The organism is Maricaulis sp., assembly GCF_048270265.1.
Classification (GTDB): domain Bacteria; phylum Pseudomonadota; class Alphaproteobacteria; order Caulobacterales; family Maricaulaceae; genus Maricaulis.
Genome location: NZ_JBLWTD010000025.1, coordinates 1 through 13465 on the forward strand (window position 1 = coordinate 1; position 13465 = coordinate 13465).

15 protein-coding genes are annotated in these 13465 nt (G+C 63.9%); 9 read left to right on the forward strand and 6 right to left on the reverse strand.

Features of this window, described 5'->3' with window-relative positions; genetic code table 11:
• The 6 genes from ACN0YF_RS12280 to ACN0YF_RS12305 form a co-directional block, all read left to right on the forward strand.
• On the forward strand, positions 1–1042 hold a 1042-nt coding region (locus ACN0YF_RS12280; RefSeq protein WP_417494601.1), incomplete at its 5' end, for an Hsp70 family protein.
• A gap of 68 nt (positions 1043–1110) precedes the next feature.
• Positions 1111–1974 carry an FkbM family methyltransferase gene (locus ACN0YF_RS12285; RefSeq protein WP_417481274.1) on the forward strand — a complete coding sequence of 288 codons (864 nt, stop codon included), beginning with the start codon at positions 1111–1113 and terminating at the stop codon, positions 1972–1974.
• Positions 1974–3149 (forward strand): molecular chaperone DnaJ, encoded by a 1176-nt coding sequence (gene dnaJ / locus ACN0YF_RS12290; RefSeq protein ID WP_417481273.1) that lies wholly within the window; start codon positions 1974–1976, stop codon positions 3147–3149. The genes ACN0YF_RS12285 and dnaJ overlap by 1 nt, the downstream gene beginning before the upstream one ends.
• Before the next feature lie 60 nt (positions 3150–3209).
• Positions 3210–4295, forward strand: coding sequence for a hypothetical protein (locus tag ACN0YF_RS12295; RefSeq protein WP_417481272.1), 1086 nt, complete (start codon positions 3210–3212; stop codon positions 4293–4295).
• Positions 4292–5119, forward strand: coding sequence for a 4-hydroxy-tetrahydrodipicolinate reductase (dapB, locus tag ACN0YF_RS12300; RefSeq protein ID WP_417494602.1), 828 nt, complete (start codon positions 4292–4294; stop codon positions 5117–5119). The genes ACN0YF_RS12295 and dapB overlap by 4 nt, the downstream gene beginning before the upstream one ends.
• A 290-nt stretch (positions 5120–5409) precedes the next feature.
• Positions 5410–6084: a helix-turn-helix transcriptional regulator gene (locus tag ACN0YF_RS12305; RefSeq protein ID WP_417494603.1), complete on the forward strand. Its 675-nt coding sequence runs from the start codon at positions 5410–5412 to the stop codon at positions 6082–6084.
• Here the strand turns inward: ACN0YF_RS12305 and ACN0YF_RS12310 are convergent, their stop codons facing one another.
• From ACN0YF_RS12310 to katG, 5 genes are all read right to left on the reverse strand, one after another.
• Complete coding sequence (locus ACN0YF_RS12310) at positions 6085–6543, reverse strand: VOC family protein (RefSeq protein WP_417494604.1); 459 nt, start codon at positions 6541–6543, stop codon at positions 6085–6087.
• Positions 6544–7113 (reverse strand): hypothetical protein, encoded by a 570-nt coding sequence (locus tag ACN0YF_RS12315; RefSeq protein WP_417481268.1) that lies wholly within the window; start codon positions 7111–7113, stop codon positions 6544–6546.
• Between the two features lie 8 nt (positions 7114–7121).
• Positions 7122–7970: a methylated-DNA--[protein]-cysteine S-methyltransferase gene (locus ACN0YF_RS12320; protein WP_417481267.1), complete on the reverse strand. Its 849-nt coding sequence runs from the start codon at positions 7968–7970 to the stop codon at positions 7122–7124.
• A gap of 10 nt (positions 7971–7980) precedes the next feature.
• Positions 7981–8562 carry a DUF2244 domain-containing protein gene (locus ACN0YF_RS12325; protein WP_417494605.1) on the reverse strand — a complete coding sequence of 194 codons (582 nt, stop codon included), beginning with the start codon at positions 8560–8562 and terminating at the stop codon, positions 7981–7983.
• A 129-nt stretch (positions 8563–8691) separates the two neighbouring features.
• Positions 8692–10872 (reverse strand): catalase/peroxidase HPI, encoded by a 2181-nt coding sequence (gene katG / locus ACN0YF_RS12330; RefSeq protein ID WP_417494606.1) that lies wholly within the window; start codon positions 10870–10872, stop codon positions 8692–8694.
• A gap of 210 nt (positions 10873–11082) precedes the next feature.
• On the opposite strand from katG, the gene ACN0YF_RS12335 reads away from it, so the two are divergent.
• The 3 genes from ACN0YF_RS12335 to ACN0YF_RS12345 all read left to right on the forward strand — a co-directional run bounded on the left by ACN0YF_RS12335 (position 11083) and on the right by ACN0YF_RS12345 (position 12950).
• Positions 11083–11700: a LysE family translocator gene (locus ACN0YF_RS12335; RefSeq protein ID WP_417494607.1), complete on the forward strand. Its 618-nt coding sequence runs from the start codon at positions 11083–11085 to the stop codon at positions 11698–11700.
• Between the two features lie 59 nt (positions 11701–11759).
• Positions 11760–12488, forward strand: a complete 729-nt coding sequence (gene nth / locus ACN0YF_RS12340; protein WP_417494608.1) for an endonuclease III — start codon at positions 11760–11762, stop codon at positions 12486–12488.
• Positions 12489–12701: 213 nt separating this feature from the next.
• The gene (locus ACN0YF_RS12345; protein ID WP_417494609.1) at positions 12702–12950 is read left to right on the forward strand and encodes a hypothetical protein; all 249 of its coding nucleotides are present in this window, start codon (positions 12702–12704) and stop codon (positions 12948–12950) included.
• On the opposite strand, the gene ACN0YF_RS12350 is transcribed toward ACN0YF_RS12345, so the two are convergent.
• Complete coding sequence (locus ACN0YF_RS12350; RefSeq protein ID WP_417494610.1) at positions 12947–13450, reverse strand: DUF6438 domain-containing protein; 504 nt, start codon at positions 13448–13450, stop codon at positions 12947–12949. The genes ACN0YF_RS12345 and ACN0YF_RS12350 overlap by 4 nt on opposite strands.
• Between the last annotated feature and the right edge of the window lie 15 nt (positions 13451–13465).

A 13465-nucleotide genomic window follows, 5' to 3' on the forward strand; every position in this document is an offset into this window, starting at 1 on the left:
CCTGAATATCAAGCTCTCCCGCGCCAAGCTGGAAGCCCTGGTTGAAGACCTCGTCAAGCGCACCCTCGAGCCCTGCAAGAAAGCGCTCAAGGATGCCGGTCTGACCGCAGCCGATATCGATGATGTCGTCCTGGTCGGCGGCATGACGCGCATGCCGAAAGTCCAGGAAGTCGTGAAAGGCTTCTTCGGCAAGGATCCGCACAAGGGTGTGAACCCGGATGAAGTTGTTGCCATGGGCGCCGCCATCCAGGCCGGCGTGCTGCAAGGCGATGTGAAGGACGTGCTCCTGCTCGACGTCACCCCGCTCTCGCTGGGTATCGAAACGCTGGGCGGTGTCTTCACCCGTCTGATCGAGCGCAATACGACGATCCCGACCAAGAAGTCCCAGGTCTTCTCGACCGCCGACGACAACCAGACCGCCGTGACCATCCGCGTCTCGCAGGGCGAGCGTGAAATGGCTGCCGACAACAAGCTGCTGGGTCAGTTCGACCTGGTTGGCCTGCCACCGGCACCGCGCGGCCTGCCGCAGATCGAGGTCACCTTCGACATCGACGCCAACGGCATCGTCAACGTCTCGGCCAAGGACAAGGCAACCGGCAAGGAGCAGCAGATCCGCATCCAGGCTTCCGGTGGTCTCTCCGACGCGGACATCGAACAGATGGTCAAGGACGCCGAGGCAAATGCCGAAAGCGACAAGGCCGCCCGCGCCCTGGTCGAGGCCAAGAATGGCGCCGAAGCCATGGTGCACCAGACCGAGAAGCAGCTTGAAGAGTTCGGCGACAAGGTCCCGACCGCCGACAAGGAAGCGATCGAAGCTGCCCTTGGCGAGCTGAAGGAAGTCAAGGATGGCGAGGATCTCGAAGCCATCCAGCAGAAGACCCAGGCGCTGGTCCAGGCTTCAATGAAGCTGGGCGAAGCCATCTATGCCGCACAGCAGGCTGAAGGTGGTGACAGTGAAAGCGCAACCGAGGAGAAGGCCGATGACGATGTCGTCGATGCCGAGTTCTCCGAGGTTGACGACGACGCCAAGAAAGACGCCTAAGGTTAACCGGTATCCGGGATGGTTCCGCTTGTGCGGTGCCATCCCGGCCCGGCCTTGAGAGCGTGACCATGTCAAATCCCGATCCGATGACCGCGCCCTATGGCGCCTTCGCCCTGTCTTCCAGCGAGGAGTGGCTTCGCCGACTGGCGATGACGCTGCCGACGGACGGTTTGCGTCGCGGTGCCGAATCCGTGGTGCGCCGCATCCTGATGTCGGGCGGTCGCGAGATCGCCGATGTCGAGGTGTTTCCCGGTCAGTTCGCGCGCCTGCACATGCGCGACAACCGCTGCGAGAAGCGCGTCTTTGCCGGCTCGAAGACCTGGGACAGTGCCGAACGCGCCGCCATCCGCGACGCCATAGCCGCCAAGCCAGCCGATCAGGATTTTGTCTTTGTCGATGCCGGCGCCAATGCCGGTTTCTACACCCTGTCCGCAGTGTCTGATGCCAGGACGTGCAAGCGCTCGATCAAGGCCGTCGCGATCGAACCGGACCAGGAAAACCGGCGGCGGCTCGAATTCAATATAGCCGCCTCGAATGCCGGCAATGTCACCGTGCTGCCCTATGCACTGGGCGCCGAGGAGGGCGAGGCCGTACTGGTCCAGTCCGACAATAATCGCGGCGAAGTGCATATCGAGGCCTCAGGCCAGGGCACGACGATCCGCCTGCGGCCGCTGCGGGCGGCGCTGCACGAAGCCGGTGTCGACCATGTCGACGTCATGAAAATGGATATCGAAGGCTTTGAGGAAACTGTCCTTGAAGCCTTTTTCGGGGATGCGCCCCGCACCATATGGCCCCGCATGATCCTGCTTGAGACCCGGCACGAAGCCGGGATCACGGTGGGCGCGGCCGGTCTGTGTTTGCGAAATGGATATGAATTGGCAGGGCAGATGCGTCAGAACGCAGTGCTGGTGCTGAAACCAGGTGAAATGTAATGAGCAAGCGTGACTTCTACGAAATCCTTGGTGTTGCCAAGACGGCCGATGAGAAGACCCTGAAGGTCGCTTATCGCAAGCTGGCAATGGAGTTTCACCCGGACCGCAATCCGGGCGATGACGCCGCCGAGGCCAAGTTCAAGGAAGTCGGCGAGGCCTATGCCATCCTGTCAGATGCTGACAAGCGCGCCGCCTATGACCGCATGGGCCATGCAGCCTTCGAGCAAGGCGGTGGCGGCGGCTATGGCGGCCAGGGCCCGTTCGGAGCCGGTGGCGCGGCCGAATTTGCCGATATTTTCGAACAGGTCTTCGGCGACGCCTTCGGGCGCGGCGGCGGACGCCGTGGCGGCAGCCACACCGGCCCGGCACGCGGCAATGATCTGCGCTTCGACCTCGAGGTGAGCCTGGAAGACGCCTTTACCGGCAAGGAAACCACCATCACCGTGCCAACGGCGATGAATTGCGAGCGCTGTGACGGCCAGGGCAATGAGCCCGGGACCGAGCTGGAAACCTGCCCGACCTGTCATGGCGCCGGCCGTATTCGCCGCTCCCAGGGCCTGTTCACCATGGAACAGACCTGCCCGCAGTGCGGTGGCCGTGGCCAGTATGTCAAAACCCCCTGCCAGGATTGTGATGGCGTCGGCCGCGTGCGCAAGAACCGCACCCTGACCGTCAATATTCCGGCCGGCGTCGAGGATGGCACCCGTATCCGCCTCGCCGGCGAAGGCGAAGCGGGAGCACGCGGCGGTCCACGCGGCGATCTCTACCTCTTCCTCTCCGCCAAGCCGCACGAATTGTTCGAGCGCGACGGCCCCAATCTCTATTGCCGCACGCCCGCTTCCATGGTCTCCGCCGCGCTCGGTGCGACGATCGAAGTGCCCACCATTGATGGCGGCAAGGCCGAACTGAAAATCCCCGCCGGCGCCCAGACCGGCCGCCGCATGCGCCTGCGCGGCAAGGGCATGCCCCGTCTGCGCGGGGGACCGCGCGGCGATATGGTGATCGAGCTCTTCGTCGAGACCCCGCGCAATCTGTGCGAACGCCAGAAGGAACTCCTGAAGGAGTTCTGCTCCCTGTCCGGCGAGGGCTGCAATCCTGACAGCGACGGCTTCTTCACCAAGGTGAAGCAGTTCTGGAGCGACGTCACCACGGATGACGGCCGGCCGAACGCCTAGGGCGGTACCGGCTCAATGGGCAGGTGACACACGCGCCCGGTGCAGCCTAATGTACCGCGCATGACCGAAAGCGAAGTCGCCCCCGAACATGTCCTGGATCTCGAACGGTTTATCCCGGCCGAGACCGCGCTCTACCGTTGGTCGCCGCTGGGTTTCTGGGGCACGACGCTCGCCGTTTTCATCGTCAGCTTTGGCTCATTTGCGCTGATTGCCCAACTCACCGGCCGGCCGCATGTGGGCTATGTGAATGCCGCGGGGACCTGGCAGCTGAATACGGTCAGCTGGATCGGCTTCGTGCTCTCGATGATCCTGACAACCGGCGTCGCGCTGACCCAGATCGGCCGCCGCCGCTGGGAAACGGAACGCGCCAACCTGCTGGCCGCGATGGAGCCCCAGGGCCGCGCCGCCGCGAACGCCTTGTGCGATGGCGTCCCGGTCTCCTGGCGCCGCTATTACTGGATGCTGACCATAGCCGGCTTCATCGGCGGCCTGATCTTCAACGTCTTCATGACGCATGCAGAAGGCGTCACGCCGCTGGAATATATCCAGTCGATCGGACTGTGGTTCCTGTTGTTCTCGCCCTGGCTCTACGCGGTCGGCATGCGCGCCGGTCTCAGCCTGGCGCGCGAAGGCCGGGAAATGCGCAAACTGGTCGATCGGCATGTCGTGATCGACCTCTATCATCTTGAACGACTTGACATTTTCGGACGTATCGGACTGGCTGCCGCCGGCTCATGGCTGGTGATGGCCGGCGTGCTTCTGCTCTTCATTGCCGACCCCCGCCAGGCCTGGATTGCCGTGCCCGCGATTGCACTGGCCGTGCTGGGCGGCGTGGTGGCACTGACCAATGCGGTCCGCCCGATCCAGCGCAAGGTTCATGCGGCCAAGGCAGCCGAGCTGGCGGAAGTGCACCGGCACATGGCGCAGGCGCGCGAACGGACCTTTGCCGGCGATGACATGGCCGCCTCGGCGCTGGCCGGACTCACGGATTACGAAGTCTGGGTCGAGCGACGGCCCGAATGGCCGATCTCGACCTCTGTCACGCTGCGCTTCAGCCTGTATATCCTGATTCCGATCCTGCCGATTCTCGGCTCTTATCTGTTTGAAAAATTTGCTGATCGCATCATCTACGGAGGCGTGTTTTGAAGCCGGCCATCAAAGTAACAGTCCTGGGATCCACCGGGCGGCTGGGACGCGCGATCTGTGCTGCCGTTCTCGACGCGCCCGACATGAAACTGGTCGGCGCCATTGTTCGCAGCCAGTCCTCCTATCTGGGCGAGGATATCGGCGAGATGCTCGACCGCGAGCCGGCCGGCTGCCTCACGACCGTCTCCTTCGAGGACGCCCTTGAACTCAGCGACGTCGTGGTCGATGCCAGCATGCCCGCCATGACGGTTTCCGTCGCCGAGCGCATGGCCGTGCAGGGACGCAGTTGCGGTCTGATCACCGGCGTGACCGGATTCACGGCAGCGCAGCTCAAGCGCATCACCACGGCCTCAAAACGGACGCCGATCCTGATGGCCGGCAATTTCTCCCTCGGCATCGCTGTTGTGGAAGCGCTCGTCGAGCAGGCCGCGACCCTGCCGGCGAAGGACTGGGATATCGAAATTTCCGAGACCCACCACCGGCTTAAGGCCGACGCACCGTCGGGAACGGCGCTGTTGCTCGGGCACGCCGCCGCAAGGGGGCGCGGGGTCAATCATGAGACCATGGCCGTCACGGCCCGCGAAGGCGTGACCGGCCCGCGCCGGCCCGGTTCCATCGGCTATGCCGTCAGCCGCGGCGGCAGCATTATCGGCGAACACCAGGTGCGCTTCCTGTCCGATCTGGAAGATATCGCCATCACCCACCGCGCCCACGACCGGCGCATATTCGCCCGCGGCGCGATCGCGGCCGTGCGCTGGATGTGCCAAGAGGGCGAGGGCCGCAAACCAGGCCTGTATTCGATGCAGGATGTCGTTAAGGCCTAGGTAAGCTGTTTCACGTGCGACAGGGCACGGCCGCCCGGTCACCACGATGTGGCCCGGGGCCTGGCAACCGGGTTTTGACAGTAGATGTCATGACGCTGGAAGCGGCGGTGGCGAGCATTGCCCCCTTCCACGAGCTGACAGACAGCAAATTGACACCTGTCTGCTGACAAACTGACGTCAACGGACGTGATGGCGCCAGTGATTCCGTAATTGCTGGACAATCCTGACTTGATCAAGCCATCGAACCCTGACAGTTTGCCGAAAGGCTCCACTCTTGTCAGGAGGCGTCAATGCGCCGTGCCGAACGTCTCATCCGGATTATCCAGGCCCTGCGTCAGGCTGCGCCCGGCGCCGTCACGGCCCAGGATATGGGTCGCAGGTTCGAGGTTTCCGAGCGGACCATCTACCGCGATATCGCGCATCTGATCGGCTCGGGCGCGCCGATCGATGGCGAGGCCGGCGTGGGCTATGTCTTGCGGCCCGGCTTTGATCTGCCCCCGATCACCTTCAGCTATGAACAGCTCGATGCCCTGGCGCTGGGTGCGCGTTTCGTGCGCGCGACCGCTGATCGCGATCTCGCCACGGCAGCTTCTGAAGCCCTGTTCAAGATCGAGCACGCCCTGCCCGACACCCATCGCGAACGGTTGAAATCGGCGCCGCTGTTTGCCGCCTTCCTGGACGAGACCGTGCGCCCGGACGCCTTCGGACCGGTGCGCAATGCCATCGCCGGCCGCCGCAAATTGCGGGTGCGCTACAATTCCCTCAATGACGAGGCGACGACGCGGATCATCCGCCCGCTGGCGCTGACCTGTTTCGGACGCGTCTGGCTGCTGACAGCCTGGTGCGAACTCCGCAATGATTTCCGCCATTTCCGCACTGACAGAATCGAACGCCTCACCGTCCTCGCCGAAAGCTTCGAAGACGAACCCGGCAAGCGGTTCGAGGATATTCAGCGGGACGGCTAGCTACCAGCTGCCGGTATTCTCCATCGAGGCCCAGGGCTCCTGCGGCGGCAGGCTCTCGCCCTTTTGCAGCAGTTCAACCGAGATCAGATCCGGTGAGCGGACGAAAGCCATATGGCCGTCGCGCGGCGGGCGGCAGATGAGATAGCCCATGGCGTCGAGATGGGCACAGGTGGCGTAGATATCAGCGACGCGATAGGCGAGATGCCCGAAATTGCGGCCGCCCTCATAGGTTTCCGGATCCCAGTTATGGGTCAGCTCGACACAGGGCAGACCAGTCGGGATCGGTCCGCCGGTATAGCCGGCGCGGGCAATGTCTTCGGGTGTCGCGAGGAAGATCAGGGTGAAACGGCCCGACTCGCTGTCGAAACGGCTGATTTCCTTGAGGCCGAGCCCGTCGCAATAAAAGCGCAGGCTGGCGTCAACGTCGGAAACGCGGACCATGGTGTGCAGGAATTCCATCTAATCGCTCTTTGCTGCCGGATTTGATTCAGGGGTCGGATCGGGCCGCGCCTTGACGGCCCATTTCGGACGGCCGCGCTTGATGACGACATCATCGAGCGGCTCGCCGCGGGCGCGTGCCAGGGCGGGCTGGAAGGCTTCCGGGGCGCGGGCATGGTGAATGCGCGCCACGACGGCGGCGCACAGCGCCCACAGGCCACAGAAGCCGAAGAACATGTAGAACATCCACGGATAATAGCCGACATCATACCAGGGTCCGCCATCGAGCACCGAGGTGAAAACCGGCCAGAACGCGGTCAGCGCGATCGCCACCAGCGGCGTCGACAAGGTCGCGGCCAGCAGGGCGATCGGGATGTAGAGCGCCCAGCGTGGCTCGTGCGCCCCGACATAGAGCTTCACAAACACGGCCTCATCGACACCCTTGATCGTGCCCGGCTTGGTCTCCAGACGCTCGGCATATTCAATGCGCGCGTCCGCAGTCAGGTTGATACGGGCAGCCAGCCAGCGCGACAGCAGCGAGGCGCAGATCGTGAAGATGATCAGGGCGACAATATAGAGGGTCCATTCCATGCCCCCTTTTACCCCCTCGCAGCCTCATAGGCGAGCATGGCGCGCTTGCGGTCTACACCCCAGTGGTAGCCGGTCAAAAGCCCGTTGCTGGCGAGGACTCGATGACAGGGGATCAGCCAGGAGACCGGATTGGCGCCGACCGCTGCGCCGACAGCGCGCGAGGCCTTGGCTGAACCGACCGCATCGGCGATGGACTTGTAGGTCGTCGTCGCCCCGGCCGGGATGGAGAGCAGGGCGCGCCAGACCTGGCGCTGCCAGGGCGTGCCGTAGAGCGCCAGCGGGATCGGCTCGCCGGGCGTGGCGGCGAAAACCCGCTCCGCCCATTCGCGCGCCACGCCGTCATCGCGGCGGTAATTGGCGGCCGGATAGCGCGCCTCGAGATCGGCGAAACCGCCGTCGGGATCAGGATCGGCAAAGGCCAGCGCCGACAGGCCCCGCGGCGCGACCAGAAACACCGCCTCGCCAAACGGCGTCGGCGCCGCCCCCCAGACAAAGTCCAGCCCCGCGCCGCGGCGGCGGGCCTCGCCGGGCGTGACCGCCTCATGGGCAATGAAGAGATCGTGCAGCCGCCCGGGCCCCGACAGTCCGGCCTCGAATGAGGCATCGAGCACGCAAGCCCCCTCATCAAGCGCTGCACGGGCCGCGCCATGGGCCAGCGCCCCGACATATTTCTTCGGACTGACCCCGACCCAGCGCGTGAAGACGCGCTGGAAATGGTGCGGCGACAGGCCGGCAGCGCTGGCGGCGGCATCCAGATCGGGATGGTCCTGCCAATGGTCGCCGAGAAAGGCGAGGGCGGCCGAGACGCGATCAAAATCGCGGGCGGCGGCGTCGAGGGTGTAGATTTCAGCGGTCATGGGGCGGAGTTTAGGCCGGGTTGGATTGCGAACCACCCGATTCTTGCGCCTGGTCGCGGACATGCTGCAGGAAGGGCGAGGTGCGGGCCCGCTCGATCGCTGCCCCCAGCGCCGCCGCAAACTCGTCGCGCTCCTTCGGGCTCAGAAAGGCGCCCAGCACCAGGGCACGCCCCTGCTGCACCAGCACGACCTGGCTGTGATGCTCACCCTTGTTGAGATGGCGCAGATTGGCCCACGCCGTCGGCAGGCGATAGTGACGGCGATGCCCGGTGGGATGCTGGCGTGTGACCGCGATATCGCGCGCGCCCACCTGAACCCACTCACGCGCCCGGCCATCGCGGTAGGAGGTGCGAAAGGCAAACCAGACCAGCAGGGCATCAAGCCCGAAAAACGGCATCACCGGCCAGGCCCCCATCGAGACGAAGAGAATGCCGGAAAAGAAGGAGACGCCCGCCAGGGTCAGCATCAGAACTGTGAAAGCGGGATTGGGCAGGGAACGATTGGGCGCCAGTTCAGCGTCCATGGTAAACGGTCCGGCAGGCTCCAGAACGCCGTCGCTTGCTGCGGGCCAGGTTTCGACGACGGTTTTCATCCCGCCAGAGAACAGGATTTCGCAAGATCGGGGAAGGTGACGTTTCGGCGCAGGCAGCCGCAAATGGAAAAGGAGCGGACCCGGCGGGGCCCGCTCCTTTCATGCACTCAGGCCTGGCGCCCGCCGCGATCAATGCAGATCGAAACGATCCAGATTCATCACCTTGGTCCAGACCTTCACAAAGGCCCGGGCGAAGGTCTCGCTGGCATCGGACGAGGCGTAGACCTCGGCCAGGGCCCGCAATTGCGAGTTGGAGCCGAAGACGAGATCGACACGGCTGGCGGTCCATCTCACCTTGCCGGTCGCACGTTCACGGCCTTCGAAGGCATCCTCCGATCCGGCGACCGGCAGCCATTGCGTGTCCATGTCGAGCAGATTGACGAAGAAGTCATTGCTCAGCGTGCCCGGCTTGTCGGTGAAAACGCCCTGCTGGCTGTCACCCACATTGGCCCCGAGTACACGCAGCCCGCCCAGCAAGACCGTCATTTCCGGCGCTGTCAGGGTGAGGAGTTGCGCCTTGTCGACGAGCAATTCCTCGGCCGGCCGGTCGGCTTTCTCGCCGAGATAATTGCGGAAACCATCCGATTTCGGCTCCAGCGGCTCGAAGGATTCGACATCCGTCTGGGCCTGGCTCGCATCGGTGCGGCCCGGCTCGAACGGGACCGACAGCCGGTGCCCGGCCTTGGCGGCCGCCGCCTCGACGCCGGCACAGCCACCGAGCACGATCAGATCGGCAAGCGAGACCTTGTCGGCCCCGAAGCTCGCCTGGATGCCCTCGAGAATGTGCAGCACGCGGGCAAGCTCCGCCGGCTGGTTGACGGCCCAGTCCTTTTGCGGTGCGAGGCGGATGCGTGCGCCATTGGCGCCGCCGCGCATGTCGGAGCCGCGGAAAGTCGAGGCCGAGGCCCAGGCCGTGCGCACGAGTTCGGACACGCTCAGATCGGACGCCAGGATTTCAGCCTTCAGCCGGGCAATTTCCCGGTCCTTCAGCGTCTTCTTCGGCGGTGTTGGTACCGGATCCTGCCAGATCAGCTCCTCGCCGGGCACTTCCGGCCCGAGATAGCGGGAAACCGGACCCATATCGCGATGGGTCAGCTTGAACCAGGCGCGGGCAAAGGCGTCGGCGAATTCCTGCGGGTTTTGCTGATAGCGGCGCGCGATCGGCTCATAGACGGGATCGAAGCGCAGGGAGAGATCGGCCGTGGTCATCATCGGCCGGTGCTTCTTCGAGGGATCGAAGGCGTCGACGATCATGTCGGCCTCTTCGCAATCCTTGGGATGCCACTGATGGGCGCCGGCCGGGCTTTTCGACAGCTCCCACTCGTATTTGAAGAGGATGTTGAGATAACCCATATCCCACTGCGTCGGATTGGTTTTCCACGCGCCTTCAATACCGCTGCCGATCGCATCAATGCCCTTGCCGCTGCGGAATTCACTCTTCCAGCCCAGCCCCATCTGCTCGATCGGCGCCGCTTCCGGCTCCGGACCGACGAGGGCAGCATCGCCGGCACCATGGCATTTGCCGAAGGTGTGACCACCGGCGACCAGCGCCACGGTCTCTTCATCATTCATCGCCATGCGGGCGAAGGTCTCACGGACATCGCGGCCGGAGGCGACCGGGTCGGGATTGCCGTTCGGGCCTTCCGGATTGACGTAGATCAGGCCCATCTGCACGGCTGCGAGCGGGTTTTCCAGATCGCGGTCACCGCTATAGCGCTCATCGCCGAGCCAGGTGCTCTCGGGACCCCAATAGATGTCCTGTTCCGGCTCCCAGATATCGACGCGGCCACCGGCGAAGCCGAAGGTCGGGCAGCCCATGGATTCCAGGGCGCAATTGCCGGCCAGGACCATGAGGTCGGCCCAGGAAATCTTCTGGCCGTATTTCTGCTTGATTGGCCAGAGCAGGCGGCGCGCCTTGTCGAGATTGACGTTATCAGGCCAGCTGTTGAGCGGCGCGAAGCGCTGCGAGCCGGACCCGGCGCCGCCGCGGCCATCGCTGATGCGATAGGTGCCGGCGCTGTGCCAGGCCATGCGGATGAAAAAGGGACCGTAATGGCCCCAATCGGCCGGCCACCAGTCCTGGCTGTCGGTCATCAGGGCGTAGAGGTCTTTCTTGACCGCCTTGAGATCGAGGCTCTTGAAGGCCCGGGCGTAGTCGAAATCCGGGTCCAGCGGATTGGCCAGGCTGGAATTCTGCCGCAGGATCTGCAGGTTCAGCTGTTCAGGCCACCAGTCGCCATTATTGGCCGCACCGGCCGCTGTGTGTCTCTGGGATGCGCCCATCATCGGGCATTTGCTCTCGCCGTCCATGGTCTTTCCGATCGTGGTTCGAGGTGAATATCGACGCGTACGCTTCAACGCTGTGGAAAGACCCTGCCGGACTCCAGATCATAACTCCAATCGATTCTATGGGAGGGAGCTATAGAAAATTTCTTGGTCACGCGCGCAAACCTGCTTTCAATACCCAACTCACCCACCCGGACAGGTGACGGATCGGCACAGCTTGCGTAATCAGGGCCCATGTTAGATCTCGCCACCCTTGCGGCCTTCGCCTTCACCGTCCTCGTCATCGAGCTGACGCCCGGCCCCAACATGGCCTGGCTGGCCGTGCTCAGCGTCAGTGAGGGCCGGCGCGCCGGTTTCGCGGCCGTTGCGGGTGTGGCGCTGGGCCTGACGGTGATCGCGGCAGCTGCGGCGCTGGGGCTTGGCGCCGTGATCGATCGCTATGACTGGCTGTATCAGGGCCTGCGCTGGGCGGGGGTGGGCTTCCTGCTCTATCTCGGCCTGGAAGGCTGGCGCCAGGCCAATGCCCGGCAGGAGACCCCGGAGCATCAGAGCAAGGTGCGCTATTTCGCCCGCGGCTTTCTGATCAATGCGCTCAATCCCAAGGCGGCGCTCTTCTATGTCGCCGTGTTTCCGCAATTCATCGACCCGGCCCGGCCGGTTGCGGTCCAGGCGGGCCTGCTGGCCGTAGTTTCCGTCAGCATCGCCACGGCCATCCATATCGCCATTGTGGTGCTGGCCGGCAGTGCGCGCCGTTTCCTCAACGACCCGGCCCGGCACCGCATCTTCCAGCGCGCACTCTCGCTCCTGCTGGTCGGAGTCGCGATCTGGCTGTTGATCGCCACGGCGCGATAGGCGGCGCACCGCAAGAAACGGCATGACGCCGCTGGTCGGCCTGCGCTAGACAGGACGCCATGAGCAAGACGCCAACGAAAACTTCGGCCAAAACGCCGGCCAGGAAACCGGTCAAACGTGCCCCGCGCGGCCTCACCCGCGAGCAGGCGCTCGATATCTTCGCCCGCCTGGCCCAGGACCGCCCCGATCCGAAGACCGAGCTGGATTATGTGAACCCTTTCACCCTGCTGGTCGCCGTCGCGCTGTCGGCCCAGGCGACCGATGTCGGGGTCAACAAGGCGACGAAGCTCCTGTTCCAGGAAGCCGACACGCCGGAGAAAATGCTGGCGCTGGGCGAGGATCATGTCCGCGACCGCATCAAGACGATCGGCCTGTTCCGCAACAAGGCCAAGAACGTCATCCTGATGTCGCAGCAACTGGTCGACCGCCATGGCGGCCAGGTGCCCCATGACCGCGCCTCACTGGAAGCGCTGGCCGGGGTCGGGCGCAAGACCGCCAATGTCGTGCTCAACGAGGCCTTCGGCGAGGAAACCATCGCGGTGGACACCCATATCTTCCGCGTCGGCAACCGCACCGGACTGGCGCCCGGCAAGACGCCCGAAGAGGTCGAGGCGCGGCTGATGAAGATCGTGCCGGCCCAATACATGAAGGGCGCGCATCACTGGCTGATCCTGCACGGGCGCTATATCTGCAAGGCGAGAAAGCCGGAATGCTGGCGCTGCCCGATCGCGGATCTGTGCCGCTTCAAGGACAAGACGCCGGCGCCGAAAAATTCTGCGCTGCGCTGAGAGCCACCAATTCAAAATGCACATTCCTCCCCAATTTATCGGGAAAGAGGGCGTAGCAACCTGCGCGAACTTCCGTCAATAAACTCGAAAATTCGCCGCCCAAATCTGAATATTCCTAGGCAGGGCTGGAAATCACTTCGGTGCGTTGTCGTCGGGAGGACCATTCGCGAACCTATGGGGGTTCTCGAAATGGAAGGACAAAGGAGACTCGAAATGAACATCAGCGAATTGCAAAAACGAACAAACGAAATCGCGGCGATGCGATACCACGCCAAGGCCAAACTCACGGCCTACGCCCAGAGGCACATTGGCGAGTTTGAATCCAGTCGGGAATGGCTGGAACTGCTGTCCGACCACAAACGACTTCATGACGAGTGGAGGAGCCGCACTCGACTATTTTGGGCCGAAAAAAGAAGACAAGAAAAAGAAGCTCGCGAATCTCTCAGCTACGAACCAGATTAGCGCTTCGGCGCGACCCGGGTCTCGTAATCATAGGCTTCGCGCACCTGATCGCGGATCTGCGACAGGGCCTCGCGATAGGGCGAGTCCGCACAGCCCGGATACCAGACGATATCCTGGCGGCCATCCGGACCCGTCAGGCCAAGACGGAAATCGGGCAGGTCCGACATCATGGCGCGCCCACAGGTGGCCGGGTTATTCATCGTGATATCAGCGGGCAGGGACGCGGCATCATGGGTCTGCAGGATTTCGGCGATGCGCTGAAAGCTTCCGGCCGCCAGCGTCCCGCTGCTCGCGCCGTCATGGCGGGTGAAACGCTCTCCAATCAACTGGTAGCGGTCATCGGGTGTGATCGTGATGGTGTAGATCGGACAGAAGCCGTAACAGGCGCCTTCGGCGATCTCGATTTGCGTCCAGCGCGGCTCGCTGACCGTGCCGGTCGATGTGGTGGCGCAGGAGACGAGGCCGAGCGCGGCCAGAACCAGGACAAGAACACGCATCATCAACCCCGTTGCAGA